Source organism: Prevotella jejuni, assembly GCF_900187995.1.
Taxonomy (GTDB): Bacteria; Bacteroidota; Bacteroidia; order Bacteroidales; family Bacteroidaceae; genus Prevotella; species Prevotella jejuni.
Genome location: NZ_FZNZ01000006.1, coordinates 47,195 through 71,452 on the forward strand (window position 1 = coordinate 47,195; position 24,258 = coordinate 71,452).

General features: G+C 40.8%; 15 protein-coding genes. 9 read left to right on the forward strand and 6 right to left on the reverse strand.

The features are described from left to right. Positions 1-204 precede the first annotated feature (204 nt). Positions 205-1,095 carry a glycosyltransferase family 2 protein gene (locus CHB62_RS03160; RefSeq protein ID WP_089365669.1) on the forward strand — a complete coding sequence of 297 codons (891 nt, stop codon included), beginning with the start codon at positions 205-207 and terminating at the stop codon, positions 1,093-1,095. Positions 1,096-1,158: 63 nt separating this feature from the next. Here the strand turns inward: CHB62_RS03160 and CHB62_RS03165 are convergent, their stop codons facing one another. Continuing rightward, on the reverse strand, positions 1,159-3,024 hold the full coding sequence (locus CHB62_RS03165) for a DUF3413 domain-containing protein (RefSeq protein WP_089365670.1): 1,866 nt from the start codon (positions 3,022-3,024) through the stop codon (positions 1,159-1,161). A 270-nt stretch (positions 3,025-3,294) separates the two neighbouring features. Between CHB62_RS03165 and CHB62_RS03170 the strand changes: the two genes are divergently transcribed. Beyond that, positions 3,295-4,476: a glycosyltransferase family 87 protein gene (locus CHB62_RS03170; protein WP_089365671.1), complete on the forward strand. Its 1,182-nt coding sequence runs from the start codon at positions 3,295-3,297 to the stop codon at positions 4,474-4,476. Further along, a complete protein-coding gene (locus CHB62_RS03175; RefSeq protein ID WP_089365672.1) occupies positions 4,469-5,593 on the forward strand; it encodes a glycosyltransferase family 4 protein in 1,125 nt (374 codons plus the stop codon). Before CHB62_RS03170 ends, CHB62_RS03175 begins: the two co-directional genes overlap by 8 nt. A 181-nt stretch (positions 5,594-5,774) precedes the next feature. Here CHB62_RS03175 and CHB62_RS03180 read toward each other — a convergent pair whose 3' ends face one another. The 3 genes from CHB62_RS03180 to CHB62_RS03190 are packed head-to-tail and all read right to left on the reverse strand — an operon-like array spanning position 5,775 to position 7,932. Then, positions 5,775-6,182 carry a GtrA family protein gene (locus CHB62_RS03180; RefSeq protein ID WP_089365673.1) on the reverse strand — a complete coding sequence of 136 codons (408 nt, stop codon included), beginning with the start codon at positions 6,180-6,182 and terminating at the stop codon, positions 5,775-5,777. Between the two features lie 12 nt (positions 6,183-6,194). After that, entirely contained in the window at positions 6,195-7,139 is a 945-nt protein-coding gene (locus CHB62_RS03185) for a glycosyltransferase family 2 protein (protein WP_089365674.1), read from the reverse strand. 13 nt (positions 7,140-7,152) lie between these two features. Continuing rightward, entirely contained in the window at positions 7,153-7,932 is a 780-nt protein-coding gene (locus tag CHB62_RS03190; protein WP_089365675.1) for a polysaccharide deacetylase family protein, read from the reverse strand. A gap of 725 nt (positions 7,933-8,657) precedes the next feature. Here CHB62_RS03190 and CHB62_RS03195 point away from each other — a divergent pair. From CHB62_RS03195 to mutS, 6 genes are all read left to right on the forward strand, one after another. Continuing rightward, a complete protein-coding gene (locus CHB62_RS03195; RefSeq protein ID WP_089365676.1) occupies positions 8,658-11,177 on the forward strand; it encodes a ribonucleoside-diphosphate reductase subunit alpha in 2,520 nt (839 codons plus the stop codon). 90 nt (positions 11,178-11,267) lie between these two features. Continuing rightward, positions 11,268-12,314 (forward strand): ribonucleotide-diphosphate reductase subunit beta, encoded by a 1,047-nt coding sequence (locus CHB62_RS03200; RefSeq protein WP_089365720.1) that lies wholly within the window; start codon positions 11,268-11,270, stop codon positions 12,312-12,314. Positions 12,315-13,314: 1,000 nt separating this feature from the next. Next, positions 13,315-14,124, forward strand: coding sequence for a DUF3108 domain-containing protein (locus tag CHB62_RS03205; RefSeq protein WP_089365677.1), 810 nt, complete (start codon positions 13,315-13,317; stop codon positions 14,122-14,124). 304 nt (positions 14,125-14,428) lie between these two features. Further along, positions 14,429-15,532, forward strand: a complete 1,104-nt coding sequence (gene ychF / locus CHB62_RS03210; protein WP_009012483.1) for a redox-regulated ATPase YchF — start codon at positions 14,429-14,431, stop codon at positions 15,530-15,532. Positions 15,533-15,604: 72 nt separating this feature from the next. After that, positions 15,605-16,447, forward strand: a complete 843-nt coding sequence (gene lgt / locus CHB62_RS03215) for a prolipoprotein diacylglyceryl transferase (protein ID WP_089365678.1) — start codon at positions 15,605-15,607, stop codon at positions 16,445-16,447. Positions 16,448-17,085: 638 nt separating this feature from the next. Further along, the gene (gene mutS, locus CHB62_RS03220) at positions 17,086-19,746 is read left to right on the forward strand and encodes a DNA mismatch repair protein MutS (RefSeq protein ID WP_089365679.1); all 2,661 of its coding nucleotides are present in this window, start codon (positions 17,086-17,088) and stop codon (positions 19,744-19,746) included. Positions 19,747-19,846: 100 nt separating this feature from the next. On the opposite strand, the gene CHB62_RS03225 is transcribed toward mutS, so the two are convergent. Then, entirely contained in the window at positions 19,847-21,151 is a 1,305-nt protein-coding gene (locus CHB62_RS03225; RefSeq protein WP_089365680.1) for a Fic family protein, read from the reverse strand. A 529-nt stretch (positions 21,152-21,680) separates the two neighbouring features. Continuing rightward, positions 21,681-24,257 carry an outer membrane beta-barrel family protein gene (locus CHB62_RS03230; protein ID WP_089365681.1) on the reverse strand — a complete coding sequence of 859 codons (2,577 nt, stop codon included), beginning with the start codon at positions 24,255-24,257 and terminating at the stop codon, positions 21,681-21,683. Position 24,258: the final 1 nt, after the last annotated feature.

A 24,258-nucleotide genomic window follows, 5' to 3' on the forward strand; every position in this document is an offset into this window, starting at 1 on the left:
GATTTTTTTCTGTACTTTTGCACCATGTTAACTGAAAGAGAGAACATTATATTCTTTATTATAAAACAGATAACATAAGCGAAGATATAGCACTATTTCCTTTGTAATAGCTAAGTGTTATGTACATCGGGTGGTATTGTTAGATATTTTTAATAGCCTCGTCTTTGGATGAGGAATAGTCTGGTTAACACTACAATAATAAGTATGGACAATACAGTTAAGCCTCTTTTCTCGATTTTAATACCTACTTGGAATAATCTGTCATTCCTTAAATTGTGCATTGAAAGTATAAGAAAGAACTCTTGTTATGAGCATGAAATACTCGTTCATATCAATGATGGAAGTGACGGAACACGTGAGTGGGTAGAGCAACAAGGACTGAAGTACACGGCTTCCGATGAGAATGTAGGTGTTTGCTTTGCCTTGAATAGGTTGCGCCCATTGGTATCAACAGACTATATCCTATATATGAACGATGACATGTATGTGTGTCCTGAGTGGGATAAAGCCTTATTTGAGGAGATACAGCAGCTGCCTGATAATATATTCTTCTTCTCTTCAACACTCATTCAGCCACGTCCTTTCTATGATAAGAGCGTGATTGCACCTGCTAACTATGGTGAGAGTGTTGACGACTTTGATGAGTCTCGATTGCTGAAGGAGTATGCTACGTTGCCACACGGGGATTGGAAAGGTTCGACATGGCCACCAAATATCGTCCATCGTGACGTGTGGGACCTTGTAGGAGGCTATAGTATTGAGTTCAGCCCAGGTATGTATTCTGACCCAGACTTCTCTGCTAAGCTATGGAAAGCAGGTGTTCGTCTGTTCAAAGGAATAGACCGTAGCCGCGTTTATCACTTCGAAGCACGTTCTACTCATCGCATAGTAAAGAACGATGGAAGCACACAGTTCCTTCGTAAATGGGGTATAACCTCATCTTCCTTCTTACGTGATATCCTTCAGAGAGGCGAACCTTATAATGAAGTTAAGGATATGTCGGCTCGCTTAAAGGCCGACCTTTTCCGCAGTAAGATAAAGAAAGTGCTTACTGTTCTGCGTGATGTTCGTATTAAGAACATCTGGGAAGATTGATAACTTACGCTTAACAAGAAATCTTAGAATCAGTTGGTTAAATAGCCAAACAGTATCTGTATGCTATTTATAAAACCTATTCATCTTCTGAATAACAGCTTGTAAGTCCTTTGGTTTGAGCGGATAATTCGGTATGACGTGCATCTTTGGGTCCATTATCTTTAGGTTTCCTGCTCCTTGCTTCTCAATGATTGTACCGTCAGAACGGATAAAAGCATAATAGAGTTCATGCCCTACAAGATGCCAGTCACGTGGGGAAGAGTCATCAAGATATGTCCCCATTGAATAATCTGAAGGCGGATTAGTCACACCTAACACACTGTGCATCAATGTTGGGGAAATATCATAATGAGTTGTTCGATAGTTTCTTTTACCTGGTTTACAGCCGGGATAATAATAAATGAGCGGCGTTCCAACTTGAAATAACGAATAATTAGAGGCATGACCCCAGTAGTTATTATGGTTCTCATTGAACTCCTGCCCGTGATCACCAGTTATGATGACCACTGTATTGCGTAGTAAGTCTTTCTCTCGGAGCTTGTTTAGGGTCAAACCGATGAGCGAGTCAGCTTCAGCAACGGAATTCTTATAGAGATTAAAGAATGGTGTTGGGTCGGTATCATTGTTAAGTTTCATGTAGTCCACGTACTCCCAGCATGGTTTGAACCGATATTGCTTACTCTTAGGGAGGTCCATATTGTGGGCAATATCGTAGAACACAAAGGCAAAGAAAGGTTTCTTACCATCGTATTTATCAATATCAGCAATGAAGTTATGCGTGATGCGGTTGTCACGCTCAATCGTTGTCTTACCCGGAGTACTTACGTTTAGACCCTTCACATCATGGAACAGCATCTTAGCAAAGGGTGGATACTCTAATGTAGCACTTGGATAAGTTTGCACATGATACCCTTCTTTAAGCAACTGCTTAATGAGTAAGGGCTGCATACAGCTTGATTCGAAGCTTTTCCAGTAGTATGCAGATATCCCAGTGAACATTCCAAAGATGCCACCACTGGTTGCGTTGCTCGAACTAAGGTGCTTAGTGAATGTCTCTGCATGGTCAGCAAACGCACAGATATTTGGTGTACACTCACGTGTAAGAGTACGTGGATTCCAAGAGTCAATACATAGGATGACGATATTATACTTCTCATTAGGTTTACCAAGATGGTCAATACGACTCGTCTTAAGCGGTTCTAATGGATAACGCAATTTGTTCACGCCTCCTTTCAGTTGTATTTGATTAATCTTCTCAATGCTTATGAGTCCTAATTTCTCCAGTAGTTTGTTAGCGCGAAGTGGGAAATAATAAGGTAAAACGTCAGTCGACTCAATGATAGAACTCCGCATCGTTGCCCCTCCATAGATATGTATTCCTTGTGAGAGAAGTACAAAACTAAGTAGTGTTAACAATATGTTTCGATTGAGATGCCTAATTATAAGGCGCTTAGAAATAAACTTTGCAATGAAAGCCAGTCCTATACTAAGTAATACAAAGCTTAAGGCAAGACCAATGGCCTTCATATATGCCCACACACTAAACACAAAGATCTCTGATGCACCAGGCCCTGTTAGCATTTCCAACACAAGCCCATTGATATGAAAATGGTAGATTCCATAAACATAACTATTCACTACAGCAATGATAAACAGTAAGGCATAGACTATTGAAAGAATAGTTCTTGTAATCCATTGACGGCAACCAACAGCAGCCAAGGGCACTTGCAGGATAAGAAAAGGAACAAGCGTAAACAATGCAGCATGCGTAATACATGACGAAACAAAGTAGATCCAACCCACACAATCCATCACTTCCGTACTCTGCCCATTAAAGATATAGGAGAAGAAAATGATGGCCAATGTAAGAGTCGACAGGACATAATAAACGAATCCTTGCTTGATATTATCTTTTCTCTCGGTTGTCATAAATTCTTTTTATCAGTTGTATCACAGCTCAAAGCCGTATAAAGGGTAATAAATGATGATACCTACAAAGATATATAATAATTTTCTAAATAAGAGTATAGCTTTCTCTTTTCTTATGAAAAAAGCCTTTACAGCCCGAAATAACTATGAGAGAACACTATTGAGTCGGTAGGCTTTTCATAAATAATAGGTTATTAATGGCATATATATCATTCTTTATTGTTACTTTTGTGCTGTTATTCGCATATAAAGCAAGCTAACGAATTTGATATGAAAGAAAGAATAAAACAATTCCTTACCCTCCCCTTTCTCTCCGACCGCCGTGTTCTCTTAGGTATATGGACCCTACTATCATTAGTAGGTATGCTGAAATTGCATCGTAGTCACAATAACTTCCTTATATTTAAGGGTGTTTACTGGCACACAGTGAACGGAACATCACTTTATGCAGCCTATCCGTCAGAGTATAGCGACGTCAATCATTACGGTCCTCTATTCTCTTTAATCATAGCCCCCTTTGCCCTTTTACCCGAATGGGCTGGTATGCTATTGTGGTTACTATTCTTATCTGGTTGGTTGTTTGCGGCCATCTATTGGTCAGGACTGCGTAAATCACAGCAAGTCTACATCTATTGGTTCTGCGGATTCACATTGTTAACAGCCCTATTCATGCAGCAGTTCAACATAGCAATTGCTGCTATTATCCTCTCATCATTCTTTCTTATTGAGAAGGAGCACGAAGGATGGGCAGCTTTCTTCATCGTCTTAGGTACGTTGGTGAAGCTTTATGGCATTGTAGGATTAGCCTTCTTTTTCTTTTCACGGCATAAGCTACGACTGATACTATGGTTAACAGTGTGGTCGGTAATACTTTTCTTAGCACCAATGGCCATCAGTTCGCCTGATTATATCATCGGACAATACCACGAGTGGTTCACTTGTCTTGTGGAGAAGAACACACATAACCTCAATTCCTTTGCTCAAAACATCTCATTATTAGGCTTGGTTCGTCGTACAACAGGGCATGCGGACTATTCAGACCTGTGGCTTATCATCCCTGGAATGGTACTCTTTGCCCTTCCTTACCTACGTTTCTCACAGTATAAGAACCTTGCCTTCCGTGAGACCATACTTGCCTCTGTACTCTTGTTTGTTATCCTCTTTAGTACAGGTAGCGAAGCCAGCGGCTACGTGATAGCCTTGTTAGGCGTTTGTATATGGTACACCGCAGCTCCATGGAAGCGTGGTAAGTGGGCGATAGCACTAATGGTATTTGTCTTCATCCTATCTGGTATGGGTAATTGCGACCTCATTCCAAAGACGATAAGACATGATTATATACAGACCTACGCGCTCCGTGCACTTCCTATCAGCATTGTTTGGCTGTGGCTTTGTTACGAGTTATGCACAAAGGACTATACCCCAATAGAAAAGGTTAACGCTCATGAATAAGAAGATAATAGGTTATGATGCCAAACGAATAGTAAGGAATGGCACTGGATTAGGCAGCTATGGGCGTACACTCATCAACGACCTTGCTCCGTTAATGCCTGACACAAACTTACGACTCTATGCTCCTGATGCTGGACGTGACGACCTTCGTAATCAGGTGGAACTGCGAGATAACGTGCAGTTCTGCTACCCCAACCACCTTCGCTTCCGTCTGCAGCGTGACTGGTGGCGTGTGAAAGGGGTAGTAAAGGACCTAAAAGCAGATGGAGTAGAACTTTATCACGGTCTTTCAGGCGAACTCCCTTCTGGCTTGGCAGCAGCCGGCATCCCCAGTGTAGTTACTGTTCACGACCTTATCTTCCTACGTCATCCAGAGTTCTACCCCCCTATTGACGTTTTCTTCTACAAGCGTAAGTTCTATCAAACACTACGCGAGGCAAGCCGTATCATTGCGATTAGCGAATGTACGAAGCGTGACATCTTATATTATGGTGACTTCCCAGAAGACAAGATAGACCTTGTCTATCAAAGCTGTAGCACCCGTTTCAGTCAGTCGGTCAGTCCTTCACTGATTGAAGAGGCCCGTCGTAAATATCAACTCCCACAACGTTATATATTAAATGTAGGGACGGTAGAAGTGCGAAAGAATATCCTCTTGGGTATTCAAACTATGGAAAAACTACCTTCCGACCTCCATCTTGTCATCGTAGGCAGGCTGACGAAATATCAGAAGAAGCTCGATGCAGAAATCAGACGATTAGGGATTGGCAACCGAATCCATTTCTTACAGGGTGTTCCCAACGACCTTCTTGCAGCTATCTACAATCAGGCTGAAGCCTTCATCTATCCTTCTCGCTATGAAGGATTTGGTATTCCTATCATCGAAGCCATACAGAGTGGACTCCCAGTAGTGGCTGCCACGGGTAGTTGCTTAGAGGAAGCAGGTGGTCCAGACTGCCTTTATGTGGGTCCAGACGACGTCGACGGCAATGCAGCTGCAATCCTTTCAGCGATAGAGCATCGCCAGGAAATGGTCGTTAAGAGCCAACACTACGTAAAACGATTTGAGAATCAAGATGTAGCCTCACAGATTCTTGAGGTATATAATAAGGTGTAAAGTATTATCCCCAAGCACCTTCCTTTCCAGAAAGTGCTTGGGGATAACTCTTTTCTTATTCTTTTCTATTAATGTCCTACCGCTCATCTAATACCGTGGTATAAGTCAACACCTATCCTGTGAATACTCAACAACCACCTTACTAACCATCATCACCCAACACTTAACACCCATCACCCATCTACCTCTTTCTTTTCACGAACACAAGACGTAATAAAACAAAGTTGATAGGCACGACTATCACCATCACAAGGACAGGCGACAGCCATTTGCTAACACCTAACCAAAGGAAGAGTTGGAGCAGTCCTATCTCCAAAAGGTAGTTGAGAACATGACTGCCTACAAAGCCTGCTACATTACGCTTTGACGGCTTTCCCTTAAAAGTAAAGTAGGTTGTCAGTCCGTAGTTACAAAGAAGTCCTACACCATAGCCAGCTGTATAGGCTATAGTAGTGTTCGTAAAGAGCAAACAAAGACAATAGACTCCATAGTGAATAAGCGAACACACCGTTCCTGTTATACCAAAACGGAACAGTCGCCAGAAGTCTTTTTGCCATCGCTGCCAAAGCTCTTTGATGCGTGTCGACATATAGAATGAACCTTAATCGAGTATCTGACTGATGTTATAAAGCGGACGCTGCTTCACTTCTTCATATATCTTCGCAATATAAACACCTACTACACCAATTGAAATCATCAGTATAGCACCCACGAGCCAGATGCTCAGAATGAGCGAAGCCCAGCCTGCCACCTCCGTATGGTTTATGAAAGCATGGATGACATAGATACCTATACACAGGCTGATAAGCAAGAAAGCGATACCAAGATAGATGACATAGTAGACTGGTTTGACGGAGAATGACGTGATGCCGTCTAATGCCAAGCCAAGCATCTTACGTAGTGTGTACTTCGAAGTACCAGCTGTACGCTCGCTGATGCGGTCGTCGACAGTCGTTGACTTGAGTCCGATAGATGGGATGAGACCCCGCAGATAGAGGTTGCGCTCCTTATAATGAGAGAGTATCTCTAAGGATTGACGACTCATCAGACGGAAGTCAGCATGATTAAAGATACTGTTCACGCCCATTCTCTCCTGTAGATGATAGAACGCTTGGGCTGACATACGTTTCAACACAGGGTCGGCTTTGCGCGAAACCTTCACTCCATAGACTATCTCGTTACCTTCCTCAAAAGCCTCAACCATCTGTGGAATACATTTCTTATAGTCGTCTTGCAAGTCGGCATCGAGTGTGATAACAGCGTCAACCCAGTCTTTTGCTGTCATCATACCAGCCATGATAGCATTCTGATGACCCACGTTATGGGCGAGGTTAATGCCCTTTATGCGTGGATACTGGCTGTGGAGCTGCTGGATAATCTCCCATGTCCGGTCACGACTACCGTCATTGACAAACACAATCATCGAGTCATCGGAAATCTTCCCTTGACTGATAAGTTCGTCGAAAAGCTCCATGAGCCGTGCTGCCGACTGTTCTAAAACCTCTTCCTCATTGTAACAAGGAGAGACCGTTGCAAGTTTTATCATATCTTTATAGCGCCTATTGCTTCTGTCTATGCACAAAATTGGTATAGGTAATAAACTCTTGTTTGTCTGCCTTCATCGCTTTGATGAAGCGGTCGAGCCGTCCTACTAATTCCTGTCCACTGTGGTTTTTGATGATGAAAGGCATCTTGAACTCTGGATGCGACTTGAGTTCATAAAATTCCCATGGATGGAAATAGGTCACAAAATAGCCATCGTGACGTAATACCTGCCGAACTAAGCGAAGATAGAACCACTCTGGGAAATTGTGTAATGACAACCAGAAGAGTGGGATGCGTAGGTGAGGACTGACACTGGCAGGTATCTGCATCACCTTACCTTGCATAAACCATGTGCGTGGAGTAGTGAGGTGCATGTATCGACCCGGTATGAAAGCAGGATTAAGAGAGGAGTTATAAAGATAGCCAGCCTTCTCTATATCGTCCTCTGACACAGGGAACATACGTGGCTGACGATAGCCCTCAACCTTCAAACCCGTCACCTCCTCGATGATTTCCTTCGACCGAAAGACATCCTCTGGTTTGGGTTGCCAGTGGTCAACACCATGACAAGCCACCTCGTGTCCTTCGTTTTTTATGCGCTCCATGACCTCTGGTGCCAGTCTTGCAAAGTTGCCAGTGCAAAAGAAGGTAGCACAGACGTTATTCGCTTTCAGTATGTCGAGGATACGATTCGTACCCACCACAGACACCTTCATGCCCTCTTCAAGTGAGAAGTCTACGCCGTATTCGCGTGGCACATCAAACTCTTCCGTATCGAAACTTAGTAATATCATTTCTCTTCCGTCTCTTTGTTTATCCTATTTTCCACTATCGAAAGAAAGCAATCCTGCACAGTCCTATTCAGCTGACGACTTATCGTTTCAAGTCTTCTGATAGTGTTTTCATATACAGCAGAAAACTTTCTTCTGTGGAAACTATTGCAAAGTTACAATAAATCTCTGATATTCTTTCAATAAGAAGACATTGATTTTGGTGCTTATTAACCATCGATAAGAAGGTTGAGGAGGACTGATAATCTACATTAACAATGCTTCTTCCATAGTAACCTCTTGTCTTCACTGATTTATTTTCACGAGTGGAAGAATTTATTTTCATGAAAAAAAATATTTCTCTTCACGAAAATAAATATTTTTTTTCATGAAAATAATTCGCAGGAGAAAGTGAGGAGGCAGATGAGAAGAACTGATAACGAGGATAAAACAGAATTTTAGGGCTTAGAAACAGTACTTTTCTCCTTGCATGAACAGCAATTTTTAGTATCAAAATCACTAATAATGAGTAGTCAGAAGTCATCTTTTTTAGAGAATAATTAAAAGTGATTAAGTACTGAAAATATTCCATTCTGGATAACTTCTTCTCGTTTTTTTTCCTTAACTTTGTCGCTAATTAAAACTACTAAATAAGATAACTAATTGAGAGAGTGGTACTTATTAGTAAATAAGTAAATGTGATAAAGTAGTCAGAGTAGAATAAAAAAGAAAACTATACATAATAAGTAATGGATATAACAAAGCGCAATGGAGAGATAGAAGTCTATGATAACAACAAGATTTCGATAGCCATTAAAAAGAGTTTCATCAGTACTGGGAAGGAAGTCTCAGATAGTGAGATAGCCGGAATGGTAAGCGAAGTAGAGCAGTTCATCAAAGAGAACCCTGAACTGCGCACTGTGGAGGATATCCAGAACCGTGTAGAGAAGTGTCTTATGGCACATGGTCATTACGATGAAGCGAAGAATTATATTCTCTTCCGCTATCAGCGTAATGAGCAGCGACAAGCTATTAATTACATTGTGTGGACTGCTGACGATCGTGAGTTGGCTGATGTGTTGCACAGTGTAGCCCGAGAATACCGCGAGCGTTCTTATAGTATGGTGACTCTTCAGGAGAAGTTCTCAAGTTTCACTAAGCCTGGTATGTCACAGAAAGACTCAATTGATGCACTTATCAAGGCTGCTGTAGAATTGACAACACCAGAGGCTCCAGCATGGGAGATGATTTCAGCACGTATTCTTTCTTATCGTTCTGAAAAGAAAATCACCCGTTTGGAGGAAGAATTGGGACTCAAGACCTTCTATCGTAAGGTTAAATATATGACCGAAGAAGGACTTTATGGTGATTATATTCTTCAGAACTATAGTGAAGAAGAAATCAACGAGGCTGCTACTTTCATTGATCCTGAACGTAATAAACTCCTTAATTATTCAGGTCTTGATCTACTTCTAAAGCGTTATGTTATAAAGAATTACTCTGGTAAAGTAATTGAGCGTGTACAGGAAATGTTCCTTGGAATTGCACTTCATCTTGCTATGCCAGAGAAGGAAGACCGTCTTATGTGGGTACGTCGCATCTATGATTTGCTTAGTAAGTTGGAAGTAACGATGGCAACCCCTACCCTCTCTAACTCTCGTAAGCCAAGTCATCAGCTTTCAAGTTGCTTCATTGACACCGTACCAGACAGTTTGGATGGTATCTATCGTAGCTTGGACAACTTCTCACAGGTGAGCAAGTTTGGCGGTGGTATGGGTATGTACTTCGGTAAGGTACGTGCTACAGGTGGCAATATCCGTGGTTTCAAGGGCGTAGCAGGTGGTGTTATCCGTTGGATGAGACTTGTTAATGACACAGCCGTAGCCGTCGACCAGTTAGGAATGCGCCAAGGTGCAGTAGCCGTTTACTTAGATGTATGGCACAAAGACTTACCTGAGTTCCTTCAACTACGTACCAATAACGGTGACGATCGTATGAAGGCTCACGACATCTTCCCAGCTATCTGCTATCCAGACCTGTTTTGGAAGATGGCCGAAGAAGACATTAATCAGAGCTGGTCGCTCTTCTGTCCGAACGAAATCATGCGTATTAAAGGCTATTGTCTTGAGGACTGTTATGGCGAGGAGTGGGAACGCAAGTATCTTGACTGTGTCAACGACCAGCGTCTATCACGTCGTGTCATTAGTATTAAGGACATTATCAGATTGGTTCTCCGTTCTGCTGTTGAGACTGGAACACCATTTACATTCAACCGTGACACGGTCAACAGAGCTAATCCTAACGCCCATAAGGGTATGATTTACTGCTCTAATCTCTGTACAGAGATTGCTCAGAATATGGCTCCAATAGAGACTGTTTCAAAGGAAGTAGAGACGAAAGACGGCGATACTATCGTTGTTACAACTACTCGTCCAGGTGAGTTTGTTGTATGTAACTTGGCAAGTCTGTCTCTTGGTAGGCTCCCATTGGAGGACGAGGAACAGATGCAAGAGAAGGTGGCAACGGTTGTTCGTGCACTTGACAACGTTATCAACCTTAATTTCTATCCTGTTCCTTACGCACAGATAACCAACCAGCGTTATCGTTCTATTGGTTTGGGTATCAGTGGTTATCACCATGCTTTGGCTAAGCGTCGCATTAAGTGGGAAAGTGAAGAGCATCTGCAGTTTATGGATAAGGTGTTCGAGACTATCAACCGAGCAGCTATTCTTGCCAGCTCAAACCTTGCTAAGGAGAAAGGAAGCTATCAGTTCTTTGAAGGAAGTGACTGGCAAACGGGCGCTTACTTTGATAAGCGTGGGTATGACAGTGCTGAATGGCAGGACGTTCGTAAGACTGTTGCCTTGCAGGGTATGCGCAATGCTTATCTACTTGCAGTCGCTCCAACCAGTAGTACAAGTATTATTGCGGGTACAACAGCTGGTTTAGACCCAATCATGAAACGTTTCTTCTTAGAAGAGAAGAAGGGAAGTATGCTGCCACGTGTCGCTCCTGAACTTTCAGACGAGACTTACTGGATGTATAAGAGTGCTTATCTTATCAATCAGAAGTGGAGTGTACGTGCTTCTGGTGTACGTCAGCGTCATATCGATCAGGCACAGAGTATGAACCTCTATATCACCAATGACTTCACAATGCGCCAAATACTCGACCTTTACTTACTTGCTTGGAAAGAGGGTGTTAAGACTATCTATTATGTGCGTAGTAAGTCATTAGAGGTGGAAGAGTGCGAGAGCTGTTCTTCTTAAGAATAGGAATAAGAACCTTTGCAATAGCTAAAAGGGCTAAGGAAGATATAGGATAAAAAACATAAAAACAATAAAGAAAACGTATAAATGATGGACAATCAATTAAAACGTAATACCTTATTCAACCCTTCAGGCGATACAGACTTGCGCTTGAGACGAATGATTGGGGGAAACACTACTAATCTGAATGACTTCAATAACATGAAGTATTCATGGGTAAGTGACTGGTATAGACAGGCAATGAATAACTTTTGGATTCCAGAAGAAATCAATCTTTCACAGGACTTTAAGGATTATCCACGTCTTGAAAAGGCTGAACGCACAGCATACGACAAGATTCTTAGTTTCCTTGTCTTCCTTGATTCGCTTCAAAGTAACAATCTTCCAACAGTCAGTGAATACATCACTGCTAACGAGGTAAATCTTTGTTTGCATATTCAAGCGTTCCAAGAGTGTATTCATAGTCAGAGTTATAGCTACATGCTCGACACTATCTGCAGTCCTGAAGAGCGTAACGATATCCTCTATCAATGGAAGACAGATGAGCACCTCTTAAACCGTAATAAGTTTATTGGCGACTGTTACAATGAGTTCCATGAGAAGAGAGATAAGTTCAGCTTGATGAAGACGCTCATTGCTAACTTTATCCTTGAAGGTATCTACTTCTATAGTGGGTTCATGTTCTTCTATAATCTAAGTCGAAACGGCAAGATGTCGGGATCAGCTCAGGAAATTCGTTATATCAATAGGGATGAGAATACGCACTTGTGGTTGTTCCGCAGTATTATTCTTGAGCTGAAGAAAGAGGAGCCTGATATGTTTACTCCTGAGAAGGTAAAGGTGTATGAGGATATGATGCGTGAAGGTGTTCGTCAGGAAATAGCATGGGGTCAGTATGTTATCGGCAATGATGTGCAGGGTCTTAACGAACAGATGGTGTCTGATTACATCCGTTATCTGGGCAATCTCCGCTGGTCTGGTCTTGGTTTTGGCTTCCTTTATGATGACAACCAGAAGGAACCTGAGAACATGAAGTGGGTTGGACAGTATTCTAACGCTAATATGGTAAAGACCGACTTCTTTGAGGCTAAGAGTACAGCATACGCTAAGAGCACTGCTTTAGTGGACGACTTATAAAGCGTTATCACTATCAGATAGTTCACAACTAAGAATTATAATTGTTTATTTCGGGTATTATGAAAGGAAATCATCCTTACCATAATATTAAGAATTGAAGCTTATTATAATTCTTAATTGTGAACTTTTATTTTATATCTATCTAACTGTTAGAATGGAAGATACCAAGGGACTGTTATCAACCTTTGGTTGTCTAATACTTTATTAAACACATATTCTCTCTGTCTTCTTCACCTTTTATATTATCGTTAAGCCTTAACAAAATTAATGCTTAGCTAACCGTGATTACACAGAGTTATCACTGTGTACCGATAAGAATTCTTTTCAAGCAAAACAAAAGTTGCTGTCATTACTGTCATCAAAACTTATCACTTAACTTATTAATAGTCAGTAGTATTACACGAAATATTAAAAATAACAGCAATTAAATATAAAAAATAATCTTGTATAAGTTGTTATAAAATCTTGTGTTAGGTAGTCTTTATCATTCCATATATCGGAGAAGAAAATAAAAGTTTTTAGAATGGATTTTAAAACACACATAACTAACATAGAGAAGAAATCAGTATCGCATAAAAACATATAACTTCTTCGTCAATAACTGTTGATAACTATGTGGAAAACTATGTTGATAACTACTTTATAAGTCTATGGATATCCACACAGCAATAGGAGAAGAAGGTTCTTTGTGGATATCCACAGGGTTATTAATACAGTTTTATAGAAGTTTTACACAACTTTCATATCAAAAAAGATATAAACTTATTATCTTTGCATCAACTGTGGATAATGTTGATAACTCAGTATAGTACCTGAATATCAAACGGTAGACATGGGAATAACTTGTTAATAAAGTAACCTCTAAGTTTGATAAGTTTCCAGGCAAGAAAACGGCTGAAAAGTTCTGCACTAATCCACAAGCCATCATACTAAAACATTCTTTTTTCTTTTAGAGAGAAATAAAGAATAATATTAAAGTTGAACGGATAAAACGGAGAATATGAAAAAGTTGAAGATTTATATAGTTTGTCTCTTTGCGATGATTGCCGTCAGTGCCACCGCACAGTGTACATTCCGTAACACGGCTTTTAGTAGTGGGGAGTACCTAACATACAACCTTTATTATAACTGGAAGTTTATATGGGTAAAGGCAGGTACGGCCTCTTGGTACACAGTCTCCTCTACTTATAAGGGTACTCCGGCTTATCGTGCTTCGTTGACAACACGTGGTAATGGTAAGCTTGATGACTACTTTATATTGAGAGATACGTTGCTTGCATACAACTCAAAGCAGATGGAGCCGCTATATTTCCGTAAGGGAGCAAGGGAAGGAAAACGCTATACGGTGGATGAGGTGTTCTACTCTTATCCAAATGGTAGATGTAAGATACGTCAGCATAGGATTAATCATGAAGGAAAACATCAATGGATGGAAAATACTCATGATGATTGTTCTTTCGATATGATGAGTATCTTCCTTCGTGCACGTAGTTTTAACCCAGAGAACTGGAAGAAGGGTGAGGTAGTGAAGTTCCCTATCGTGGATGGTAATAGCCGTCATACTGCTCGTATTGTCTATGGTGGTAAGGAGAACATTAAAGCTGATAATGATCATAAGTATCGTTGTTTGCGTCTCACCTATTATGAATATGAGGATGATAAATGGCGTGAAATAGCTAATTTCTATGTAACGGATGATAGCAACCATATCCCTGTTCGTCTTGATATGCGTCTGAAGTTCGGATCAGCCAAGGCGTTCCTTGTTTCAATGAAGGGTATTAACAGTCCAATTACTTCAGAGGTGAAATAAGCAAGACTTATGTAGATTCTTATCTTATATATATAAAGGATAGGTTCTTATAAAGGTTTATATAGAATCCTACCTCCTACTTATAGGGATATAACGTAATACATGCGTTATATCCCTATAATCGTAGGATAGAGAAGAGATGGACTTTATGAGTAATCTACCTTATTTCCTCTTCTTCTCGGTTATATCGAATTTATTATGTAATTTTGCAGCTAATAAGCAACATAGAGTAAATAGGAAGGAGACATCCTTTAGCCTTGTTTGCTTCATGTAAGTACAAAAGAAATAAACGTTTATTTAAGATATGGCATTAAAATGTGGTATAGTAGGACTGCCAAACGTAGGTAAGTCCACACTTTTCAACTGCTTGAGCAGTGCCAAAGCACAAGCAGCTAATTTCCCTTTCTGCACTATTGAGCCGAACCTCGGCGTTATCACCGTTCCAGACGAGCGTTTGAATAAGCTCGCTGAGATTGTTCATCCAGGACGAATCGTACCTGCTACCTGTGAGATTGTCGACATTGCAGGACTCGTTAAGGGTGCTTCAAAGGGTGAAGGATTGGGTAACAAGTTCCTTGGCAATATCCGTGAGTGTGATGCTATCATTCATGTAATCCGCTGTTTCGAGGACGATAACGTGGTACGTGAGGGTGGTATGGCAGTCAACCCGATTGAAGATAAGGAGATTATCGATACAGAGTTGCAGCTCAAAGACCTTGAAACCATCGAGGCACAGCTTGCTAAACAGCAGAAGGTTGCTGCTGCAGGCAATAAAGATGCTAAGGTAATGGTATCTGTCTTGGAGGCTTATAAGGAAGTGTTAGAGCAGGGTAAGAATGCTCGTAGCGTTGAGTTTGAAAGCAAGGAAGAACAGCAAGCAGCCCACGACCTCTTCCTCTTGACAACAAAACCTGTACTTTACGTTTGCAATGTAGACGAATCAAGTGCGAAGACAGGTAATGAATACAGTCAGATGATTGAGAAGATTGCTGCTGAAGAAGGTGCTGAAGCAATGATTATCGCTGCTAAGACAGAGGAAGATATCGCTTCTTTGGAGAGCTATGAGGATAAGAAAATGTTTCTTGACGAGCTTGGCTTGGAAGAAAGTGGTGTGAGCCGACTCATTAAAAAAGCATATCATCTGCTCAATCTCCAGACCTTCATCACCGCTGGTGAGATGGAAGTAAAGGCATGGACCTTTCATAAGGGATGGAAAGCACCGCAGTGTGCGGGTGTTATCCATACCGACTTTGAAAAGGGATTCATCCGTGCAGAGGTCATCAAGTACGACGATTACATTAAATATGGTTCTGAGGCAGCTATTCGTGAGGCTGGTAAACTTGGCATCGAAGGTAAGGAATACGTTGTACAAGACGGTGACATCATGCACTTTAGATTTAATGTATAGCCCCTATTTAACCCCTCTCTACTCAGAGAGGGGATAATTATTGGTGCTATCTTCACTTTTAATAGCATAACTATGAACAATCTACTTTATATTGCATGGCAGCCAAGTGAAGTGATTTTCCATCTTGGTTCTCTTCCTATTCGTTGGTATGGAATGTGTTGGTTAGTAGGTCTTGCCTTGGGATATTTTATGATGCAGTGGCTTTTTAAGCGTCATAAATTCCCTCCATCACAGTTTGATCCACTCTTCCTCTATGTCTTCTTTGGCGTACTGATTGGTGCCCGCTTGGGTCATTGTCTCTTTTATGAGCCAGAGGAGTTCCTCACTTCTTGGAAAGGAATCATGACTATCTTTATTCCTATCCGTGAAATGGCTGACGGTTCATGGAAGTATGTGGGTTATCAAGGACTTGCATCCCATGGTGGAGTGGCTGGATTATTGATTGCCCTCTTCCTTTATATTCGCAGGACGAAGATGAATACGTGGGTAGTACTTGACTTTTTCGGTATCGTATCAGGTATCACAGCTTGTTTTATTCGCCTTGGAAACCTGATGAATTCAGAGATTATTGGTAAGGTAACAGACGTTCCTTGGGCTTTTATCTTCTATAATGTAGACGATAAACCACGCCATCCAGGACAGCTCTATGAGGCAATAGCCTACTTAATTATCTTCCTTTTAATTTATTTCATATATAGGAAATATCCTAAGAAAGTGGGTACAGGACTTTATTTCGGACTCTGCCTTACACTTATCTTCACCTTCCGTTTCTTTATAGAATACACGAAGGAGATACAAGAAGCATTTGAGGCAGGTCTGCCAATCGATATGGGACAGATACTAAGTATTCCTCTTATTGCCCTCGGTGTATGGTCAATTCTACGCTCAAGAGGCAAAGAAGGAAAACTACCATAACCCGCTTTCGACTACGAATTACGCTAATTGCACGAATATTCCTTATCAATGAGTATTCGTGCAATTCGTTTTATGAATATTAATTAGTTGAGGCTTGTAAACTATTTTTATACAGTTCAAAACCAATACATGCTCTTTTAGCTTCTAAAAGACGCCCTTTTTGCTTGCAGAAGGTGCCCTTTAAGACCCTTACTAACGCCCTTTTGAAGTCTAATTAAGCACCTTTTACTTTACTGTTGATAACTAATTGATTTGCTGTTGATTACATACTTGATTTTTGTATGTGGTTTTGCTGTTAGTTATAGATGTTTTACTCGAAATTATGTAATGATTTTTCAAACCCTTATCTGTAGATTTTCGAAGTCCTAAAATGAAATGATTTTGAATGTTAGAGGATGATAAGAGGACAGATAGTTGACTGTCTTAGCTATGTTTTTGTTTAATGAGTAACTTCGATTTTTCCGTTAAAGCAATACGAAAAGCGTCCACACATTTAACGGAAGAACCTATTTATTTCTGTAAGTAGATATTAAAAAGACGATGAAAAGCAATGGAATATTTGGGCTTTCCTCCTTATTTTTGTAATTTTGTAAGTCTAAGGATAAAATAAGAAAAGACTTAATAAGGAAGTAAAAGATATGGCAAAAGACGATAAGGGACTTACCCCAATGATGAAACAGTTCTTCTCAATGAAGGCGCAACATCCTGGTGCATTGATGCTCTTTAGGTGTGGTGACTTCTATGAGACGTATGGTGAAGATGCTGTAGAGTCAGCAAGAATACTCGGTATAACCCTTACTCGTCGTAATAATGGGGGTAGTGGCGACTCGATAGAGATGGCTGGTTTTCCACATCATGCCCTTGATACTTATCTTCCTAAACTTATCCGTGCTGGAAAGCGTGTAGCTATCTGCGACCAATTAGAAGACCCAAAGAAGAAACGTGAGGCTATCAAAGGCAAGAAGGGTCTGTCGGCAATGGACAAGATGGTGAAGCGTGGTATCACAGAACTTGTTACTCCGGGTGTTGCCATGAGTGACAACGTACTGAACTATAAGGAAAACAACTTCCTTGCAGCGGTACATTTCGGTAAAGGGTCATGTGGTGTTAGTTTCTTAGACATATCTACAGGAGAGTTCCTAACAGGTGAAGGTACCTTTGACTACGTCGAAAAGTTATTAGGAAACTTCCAACCTAAGGAGGTACTCTTCGATCGTTCGAAGAAACAAGATTTCGAACGCTACTTCGGTACACGCCTTTGTACGTTCGAGATGGACGATTGGGTGTTTACTGATCAGACGGCACGACAGAAGCTACTAAAGCATTTTGGAACAAAGAACCTCAAAGGATTCGGTGTCGATCATCTGAATAATGGCGTCGTTGCAGCAGGTGCTATTCTACAGTATTTAGAGATAACACAGCACACACAAATCAATCATATCACTTCACTGGCACGTATTGAAGAAGACAAATACGTGCGTATGGACCGCTTCACTATCCGTTCTTTGGAGCTGATTGCCCCAATGAATGAAGATGGTTCGTCGCTTTTGAATGTCATAGACAATACGGTTACGCCGATGGGTGGACGTATGTTGCGCCGTTGGATGGTCTTCCCACTGAAAGACGAAAAGCCTATCAATGAGCGTTTAGATGTGGTTGATTATCTCTTCCGAGAGCCAGATTTCCGCGAATGTATCAATGAACAGTTCCATCGCATTGGTGACTTAGAGCGTATTATCTCAAAGGTAGCTGTCGGTAGAGTGTCACCTCGTGAGGTAGTACAGCTGAAGAATGCTCTTATGGCTATCCAACCCGTTAAGACTGCTTGCCTTTATGCAAAGAGTGATACACTGAAGAGGATTGGAGAACAGCTGAATCTCTGTGAGTCTTTACGTGATAGAATAGAGAAAGAGATACAGCCTGACCCTCCACAGTTGGTTGCGAAAGGTAATGTGATAGCCTTGGGTTATAACCAGGAGCTTGATGACTTGCGTTCTATTCGTGATAATGGAAAACAGTATCTATTAGAGATTCAAGAGAAGGAAGTAGAACAGACGGGTATTACCTCACTAAAGATAGGATTTAATAACGTGTTCGGTTATTACTTGGAGGTGCGCAATACGTTTAAAGATAAGGTGCCTGAGAATTGGATTCGTAAGCAGACACTGGCGCAGGCAGAGCGTTATATTACCCCTGAACTTAAGGAATACGAGGAGAAGATACTTGGTGCCGATGAGAAGATATTGGCTTTGGAGACTCAGCTTTATATGGAGTTGATACAGGATATGCAGGAGTTTATTCCGCAGATACAGATTAATGCCAATCTTATTGCCCATCTCGATTGTCTGCTTTCCTTTATGAAGGTATCGCAGATGCAGCGTTATGTGCGCCCAGTAGTGGACGATTCGGAGGTTATAGATATCCTACAAGGACGCCATCCAGTGATTGAAACACAGCTGCCGATAGGTGAACAATATGTACCTAATGATGTACTGCTTGATACGGAACACCAGCAGATCATGATGATTACGGGTCCGAATATGGCAGGTAAGTCTGCTTTGTTGCGACAAACAGCCCTTATTGTACTGTTAGCACAGATTGGTTGCTTCGTTCCTGCTGAACGAGCTCGCATCGGAATGGTGGATAAAATCTTCACACGTGTGGGTGCTTCGGATAACATTTCATTAGGAGAATCAACCTTCATGGTTGAGATGACGGAGGCTTCAAACATCCTTAATAACGTCACTCCACGCTCTCTTGTACTCTTTGATGAGTTAGGACGTGGTACAAGTACGTATGATGGTATTAGCATTGCATGGGCGATTGTAGAGTATCTGCACGAACATTCGCGTGCACAAGCACGTACCCTCTTTGCTACACACTACCATGAATTGAACGAGATGGAGAAGAATTTCCCTCGTATCAAGAACTTTAATGTCTCTGTTAAGGAAGTGGATGGAAAGATAATCTTCGTTCGTAAGTTAGAGAAAGGTGGTAGTGAGCATTCCTTTGGTATTCATGTAGCAGAGATAGCGGGTATGCCTCGTTCTATTGTTAAGCGTGCAAACATTATACTTAAGGAGCTTGAAAAGGATAATTCACAAGTAGGTAGTGTCGGTAAGGCTGCCGTTGAGCGTCTTGACCAAAGCAGAGAAGGTGTTCAACTCTCCTTCTTCCAACTCGATGATCCCGTCCTCACACAGATTCGTGACGAAATCCTCGGTCTTGATGTCAACAATCTTACACCTGTTGAAGCCCTTAATAAGCTGAATGATATTAAGAAGATACTGAAAGGGTAAGGCTTAATCAATCTATCAAATACCTGTCAATTCTTGCAAGTTCTTCAAGAACTTGCAAGAATTGGCAGAAATTATACATAGAAATATTATCAAATAGTACTTATACAAGTCTTGTTTTAGAATCAAATAGTTCTCCCTTAATGTAGCTGAATTTTACCTTATTAATAGGTATTTTCTTTAAAAACTGCTGCGAAACAAGCCCATCAAGATCAGATTTTGCCGTCGTATGGCTGACAGAGAAGCGATTTTCTACTTCTTTTACGGTCATTATCATTTTTGGGTTATCACGATACAAAGATAAAATAATAGCTTGTCTCTCATTTATGGAGCCTAACTTAAGCAGATTGATGCTATTTTGTCGCTGGTATATTTTTCGTTGAATATAATCTTGTAGTTTTTTGAAGGCAAGTGAAAGTACTTTCAGATGATAAGTTACGAAATAACCTAAGTCATAATCATCAGTCTCAACATATAAGTAAGCTTTTTCATATTGTCGTTTTGAAGCATAGATAATACGAGAGATAGATAAGTATTCTGTTAGCCAGTAGCCATTTTTGAGCATATACCAATAGAATAATGCTCTTGCTGTTCTGCCATTTCCGTCTACAAAGGGATGAAGATAAGCTAAGAGGAAGTGGATGATGATGGCTTTGATAATAGGATGTATAAAAACGTCCTTTGCTTCATTGTTGGCAAATTCACAAATTCTGTTTATGAAGTCAGGTATCTCTTTATAAGAAGGAGGTGTGTGTACTATCTCATTTGTGATACCATCAATAACAACGATATCGTTATTCTGACGAAATTTTCCTTCATTGGTACTATCATTCAATGTCTTTGCTGTCATCTTAGAATGGATTTTCAAGAGTAGTTCCATACTCATTTTATCATCCTTATGCTCAGCAATAAAGCGTATTCCCTCATAATTATTTACAATCATCTGTTCTGATTTGTTATGAGGTGATATACTTTTTCTTAGCATCTCTTTGGCAACTCTACGGGTGGTAGCTGCTCCTTCCATCTGACTGGATGATATAGCTTCTTCCATTAGTGAGGATATGAGATACCGCTCTCTGTCTTCTGAAGGAATAATAGCTGAATTTTCCCAAGAACCTCCAAAGTTCATGTCAAAATAATGACATAGCTTTTGCATATTATTGGTAATGGATAGTGTGAAAGGACAGTCATCCCATATTTTTATCTGTTGCATGAGACGGTTAAGTTTAGCAGCTGCCCAAATGTGTTCAGATGAAAGATCAGCTGGATGAGACTTGTATTTTACTTCAGTCCAATACAAGTAATCATCATTGATATTGCGTATCAATGGAGTAACGTCTGTTCGTGCAGATAATTTTGTTGCTTTTTGTATAAGTTTGGTATCTAACTTGGGAGGTTGTTCTATCATAATTCTTTTTTGCAAATATAATACTTTTCTCTTATATTAAACGGTTAATAGTGAAGATTTAACATAAATTCTTGCAAGTTCTTCAAGAATTTGCAAGAATTGGTAGGTTCAATTAATGGTTGAAAGAATAGGTTGATAAGAGGAAAAAGAGCATAAAAGACAAGGTAACAAAGTGAACAACTCAGATTAGTTCCTTTGTTACCTTGTCTTTTTATCATGTCATAGAAATAAGATTGTGCTTTTTTCTAATCCAACTTAGTTATTCTGATAATTCTCATAGCTGTACAATACTGTGAAGTAATATTGAACTAATGTATATGCAAGAACATTTTTAATTCTATTTTGCTGTCACTTTTAACATTTAAGACTATTTGCTTAGTTTCCAGATATATATGTATTTTATAATATTGACAGATGTGACAGGAAAAATGATTATAGTCTAAAGCTAAGAGTTATTTCTCATGCCGCTTAATGTTGTTGCTGTCTCATCTTTTGTGTGCTACTCTGTAGTTTTTACTTATTCTCTTTCCTACTTTGCGCGCTGTGATTCTGTATCACGGTTGTCATGATAGGTACGATGAACCTGTTTGCCACCAAATGACCATGTAGCACGAAGTCCGATATATCGAGAATGATTATCAAATTGGTTCGTATTAGTATAATCCTTATAAAATATGGTGTTTCGATTGATATTCTGATGGAAAGGATCGCCAATGGTAAAACTTATTTTTAAACGGTCGTCTAAACAACTATATTTAAGGTTCATCTGCAGATAAGCATAAGATTTACTTTGAGTTTGTGCAAAGTATTCTCTGAACCAGTGGTGATAGTTAACTTCGGCAATAAGTGTCTTCTGATGGTTGAGCATGAAAGAGAGCGAACCTTCAGCCCGTTTGCCCCATCCATGTACCTGTAACACGTCCGTCTGATAATCAGAATGGGAATCATAGTAATATACTTCTCCTCCTATGTTAAGGTTCAACCATGTCAGGACATTGCGGTTATAATTAGCATAGATACCTGTCTTTTCATGGCGCAGGCCGTCATAGGGACCGGTTACCTGACTTCCGTTTGCGAGGAATGTGGTTCTCCAGCCTGTCTCCCCTTTGCCATGACTGCTGTAGAGAACGGCATAAAGTCCTTTCCCATTGCTGTAGTTTATCTCCATGTTGCGAGTATAGGCAGCTGCGAGATAAGGGTTTCCTGTCATGTAATCAGTGGTGGATGTATAGATACGGAAAGGATTGAGGTCGTTGAAATCGGGTCGTTCTATCCCCCAGTTGGCAGCAAATGCCATATTCTGATTCCCTTTCAATTGCCAGTTCAGGTGCAGCGTGGGATAGAAGCGTCCGTAATGACTGCGACTGATTTGTCTTTGTGTAAGCTGGTTGCTTTCCGTCCATGTATGTTCGTAGCGTAGTCCAGCTTGTATCTGGATTTTTTCTGTGAGCAGTTTCTTTGCCGATAAATAGGCAGCGAGGGTTCGTTCCTTATACAAGAATTCATTACTTTCATCTGCATTGTATCTCCACTGTCCGTTGGCAAGGTTCTCCAGCATCAGACTTGTTTTATTGCGGATGGCTGAGAAAGATACCCCAGTCTCCATATAGAGATGCTTGAAGGGAAGGGAAAAATCAAGTTTTAAGGCATTTATCTTGTAATTTGCCTTGCTTTTATTGCGTAGTGATTCAGTCATTCCGTTTGTTACCGATACGTTTTCGCTTTGTGTGGGAGCATTGCTGTTGAAGAAATTATAGTTCACATTGAGTGTCTTCTCCAATGAGTCGAGCTTGTATTCTGCATACAGTGTCGTACTTATGTTGTTGTTCCAGACAGCAGGGGCATGGGCTGTCGTAAATGTCGTGTCCCTGTTGATTGAGACAAACGTGTGATCGGGAGAGGTGTGATCGGTATAGAATGATGTCATAACACCCAGTTCCAACCGCCGGGTGGCATGATATTTCACGATGGCATCTGCATTATACGACGGCCAGGGGGCTATGGTCCGCTTTCTTGTACTGCGCTGATGACCGTCTTTGAAGTCATAGACACAGTAAGACTCGTTGATTACTTTATCCAAAGACATTCCCAGACCTGTGGACAGCTCAAATTTCCTGCCGGCATAGTTGAGGTTTATATCCTGGAAATACCGCCCACGGTACTGCCGCTGCACCTCCTCGCTGATACTCCCACTCCACCCTTTCGACTTGTCACGCTTCATGACGATGTTGATGTATCCCGCATTGGCTTCTGCCTTATATTTTGCTGGTGGAATAGTTATCACCTCTATACGCTCAATATCTTCTGCCTTCAAGCTGCGGAGTTTTGCCTTTACAGCATCGGCAGTCATTTCAAGGATATGTCCATCAAGCATGATATGGGTAATGCCCTTACCTACGATGCTGACACTTTCGTCACTGACATTTAGCATTGGTACACGCCCCATCACTTCTATACCATTCATCCCCTTGGAGAAAGGGTCATTACTGACGAGATATTGCAGTCGGTCAACATCATTTTTAATAACTCGGCGCATACCTTTTACTGTCACGGACTTCAGTGTATATGGGTCAGTCTTCATACGGATAGTACCGATATTGCCGACATTAATCAGCTTATAGTAGGTAGCGAATCCAACGAAAGAAACTCGTAGTAAGACCTTCCGTTGACTACATGGTATGACAAAGTCTCCCCCGTTATTGGTCACTCCGCCATTGATGAAACTGGAATCCGATGGATTCAACAAAGCTACATTGGCAAACGGTACAGGCTGGTTGTGCTGATCAACAATGTGTCCAATGACCTTTGTAGGTACTTTCTGTGTACATTCTACGAAGATAAGGCTATCACTGACGGTCATGCGCATGGGATAGAAACCCAATACTTCCCTTATTGCTTCGGGAATGGTGCGGTTACGTAGTTTTACAGTGACTGTAAAGTCTTCTAATTCATTATAAATGAAGTTGATTGTGTACCTTTGGCTGGCATTGTCAATATCAGTCAGCACATGTGGTAGGGATGTCTTATTATAGTTTCGGGTAATATGCTGCGCCTGTACACCACAGACAATCAGTAGCAGTATACCAAGAAAGAGATGCTTTCTCATA

What these genes read in the sequence shown, in the direction of transcription:
- CHB62_RS03185 (WP_089365674.1), bottom strand. Translation starts at nt 7,139, where the DNA reads ATGATAAAACTTGCAACGGTCTCTCCTTGTTACAATGAGGAAGAGGTT.
- CHB62_RS03200 (WP_089365720.1), top strand. Translation starts at nt 11,268, where the DNA reads ATGGACAATCAATTAAAACGTAATACCTTATTCAACCCTTCAGGCGAT.
- CHB62_RS03205 (WP_089365677.1), top strand. Translation starts at nt 13,315, where the DNA reads ATGAAAAAGTTGAAGATTTATATAGTTTGTCTCTTTGCGATGATTGCC.
- lgt (WP_089365678.1), top strand. Translation starts at nt 15,605, where the DNA reads ATGAACAATCTACTTTATATTGCATGGCAGCCAAGTGAAGTGATTTTC.
- ychF (WP_009012483.1), top strand. Translation starts at nt 14,429, where the DNA reads ATGGCATTAAAATGTGGTATAGTAGGACTGCCAAACGTAGGTAAGTCC.
- CHB62_RS03195 (WP_089365676.1), top strand. Translation starts at nt 8,658, where the DNA reads ATGGATATAACAAAGCGCAATGGAGAGATAGAAGTCTATGATAACAAC.
- CHB62_RS03175 (WP_089365672.1), top strand. Translation starts at nt 4,469, where the DNA reads ATGAATAAGAAGATAATAGGTTATGATGCCAAACGAATAGTAAGGAAT.
- CHB62_RS03225 (WP_089365680.1), bottom strand. Translation starts at nt 21,151, where the DNA reads ATGATAGAACAACCTCCCAAGTTAGATACCAAACTTATACAAAAAGCA.
- CHB62_RS03190 (WP_089365675.1), bottom strand. Translation starts at nt 7,932, where the DNA reads ATGATATTACTAAGTTTCGATACGGAAGAGTTTGATGTGCCACGCGAA.
- CHB62_RS03180 (WP_089365673.1), bottom strand. Translation starts at nt 6,182, where the DNA reads ATGTCGACACGCATCAAAGAGCTTTGGCAGCGATGGCAAAAAGACTTC.
- CHB62_RS03170 (WP_089365671.1), top strand. Translation starts at nt 3,295, where the DNA reads ATGAAAGAAAGAATAAAACAATTCCTTACCCTCCCCTTTCTCTCCGAC.
- CHB62_RS03160 (WP_089365669.1), top strand. Translation starts at nt 205, where the DNA reads ATGGACAATACAGTTAAGCCTCTTTTCTCGATTTTAATACCTACTTGG.
- CHB62_RS03230 (WP_089365681.1), bottom strand. Translation starts at nt 24,257, where the DNA reads ATGAGAAAGCATCTCTTTCTTGGTATACTGCTACTGATTGTCTGTGGT.
- mutS (WP_089365679.1), top strand. Translation starts at nt 17,086, where the DNA reads ATGGCAAAAGACGATAAGGGACTTACCCCAATGATGAAACAGTTCTTC.
- CHB62_RS03165 (WP_089365670.1), bottom strand. Translation starts at nt 3,024, where the DNA reads ATGACAACCGAGAGAAAAGATAATATCAAGCAAGGATTCGTTTATTAT.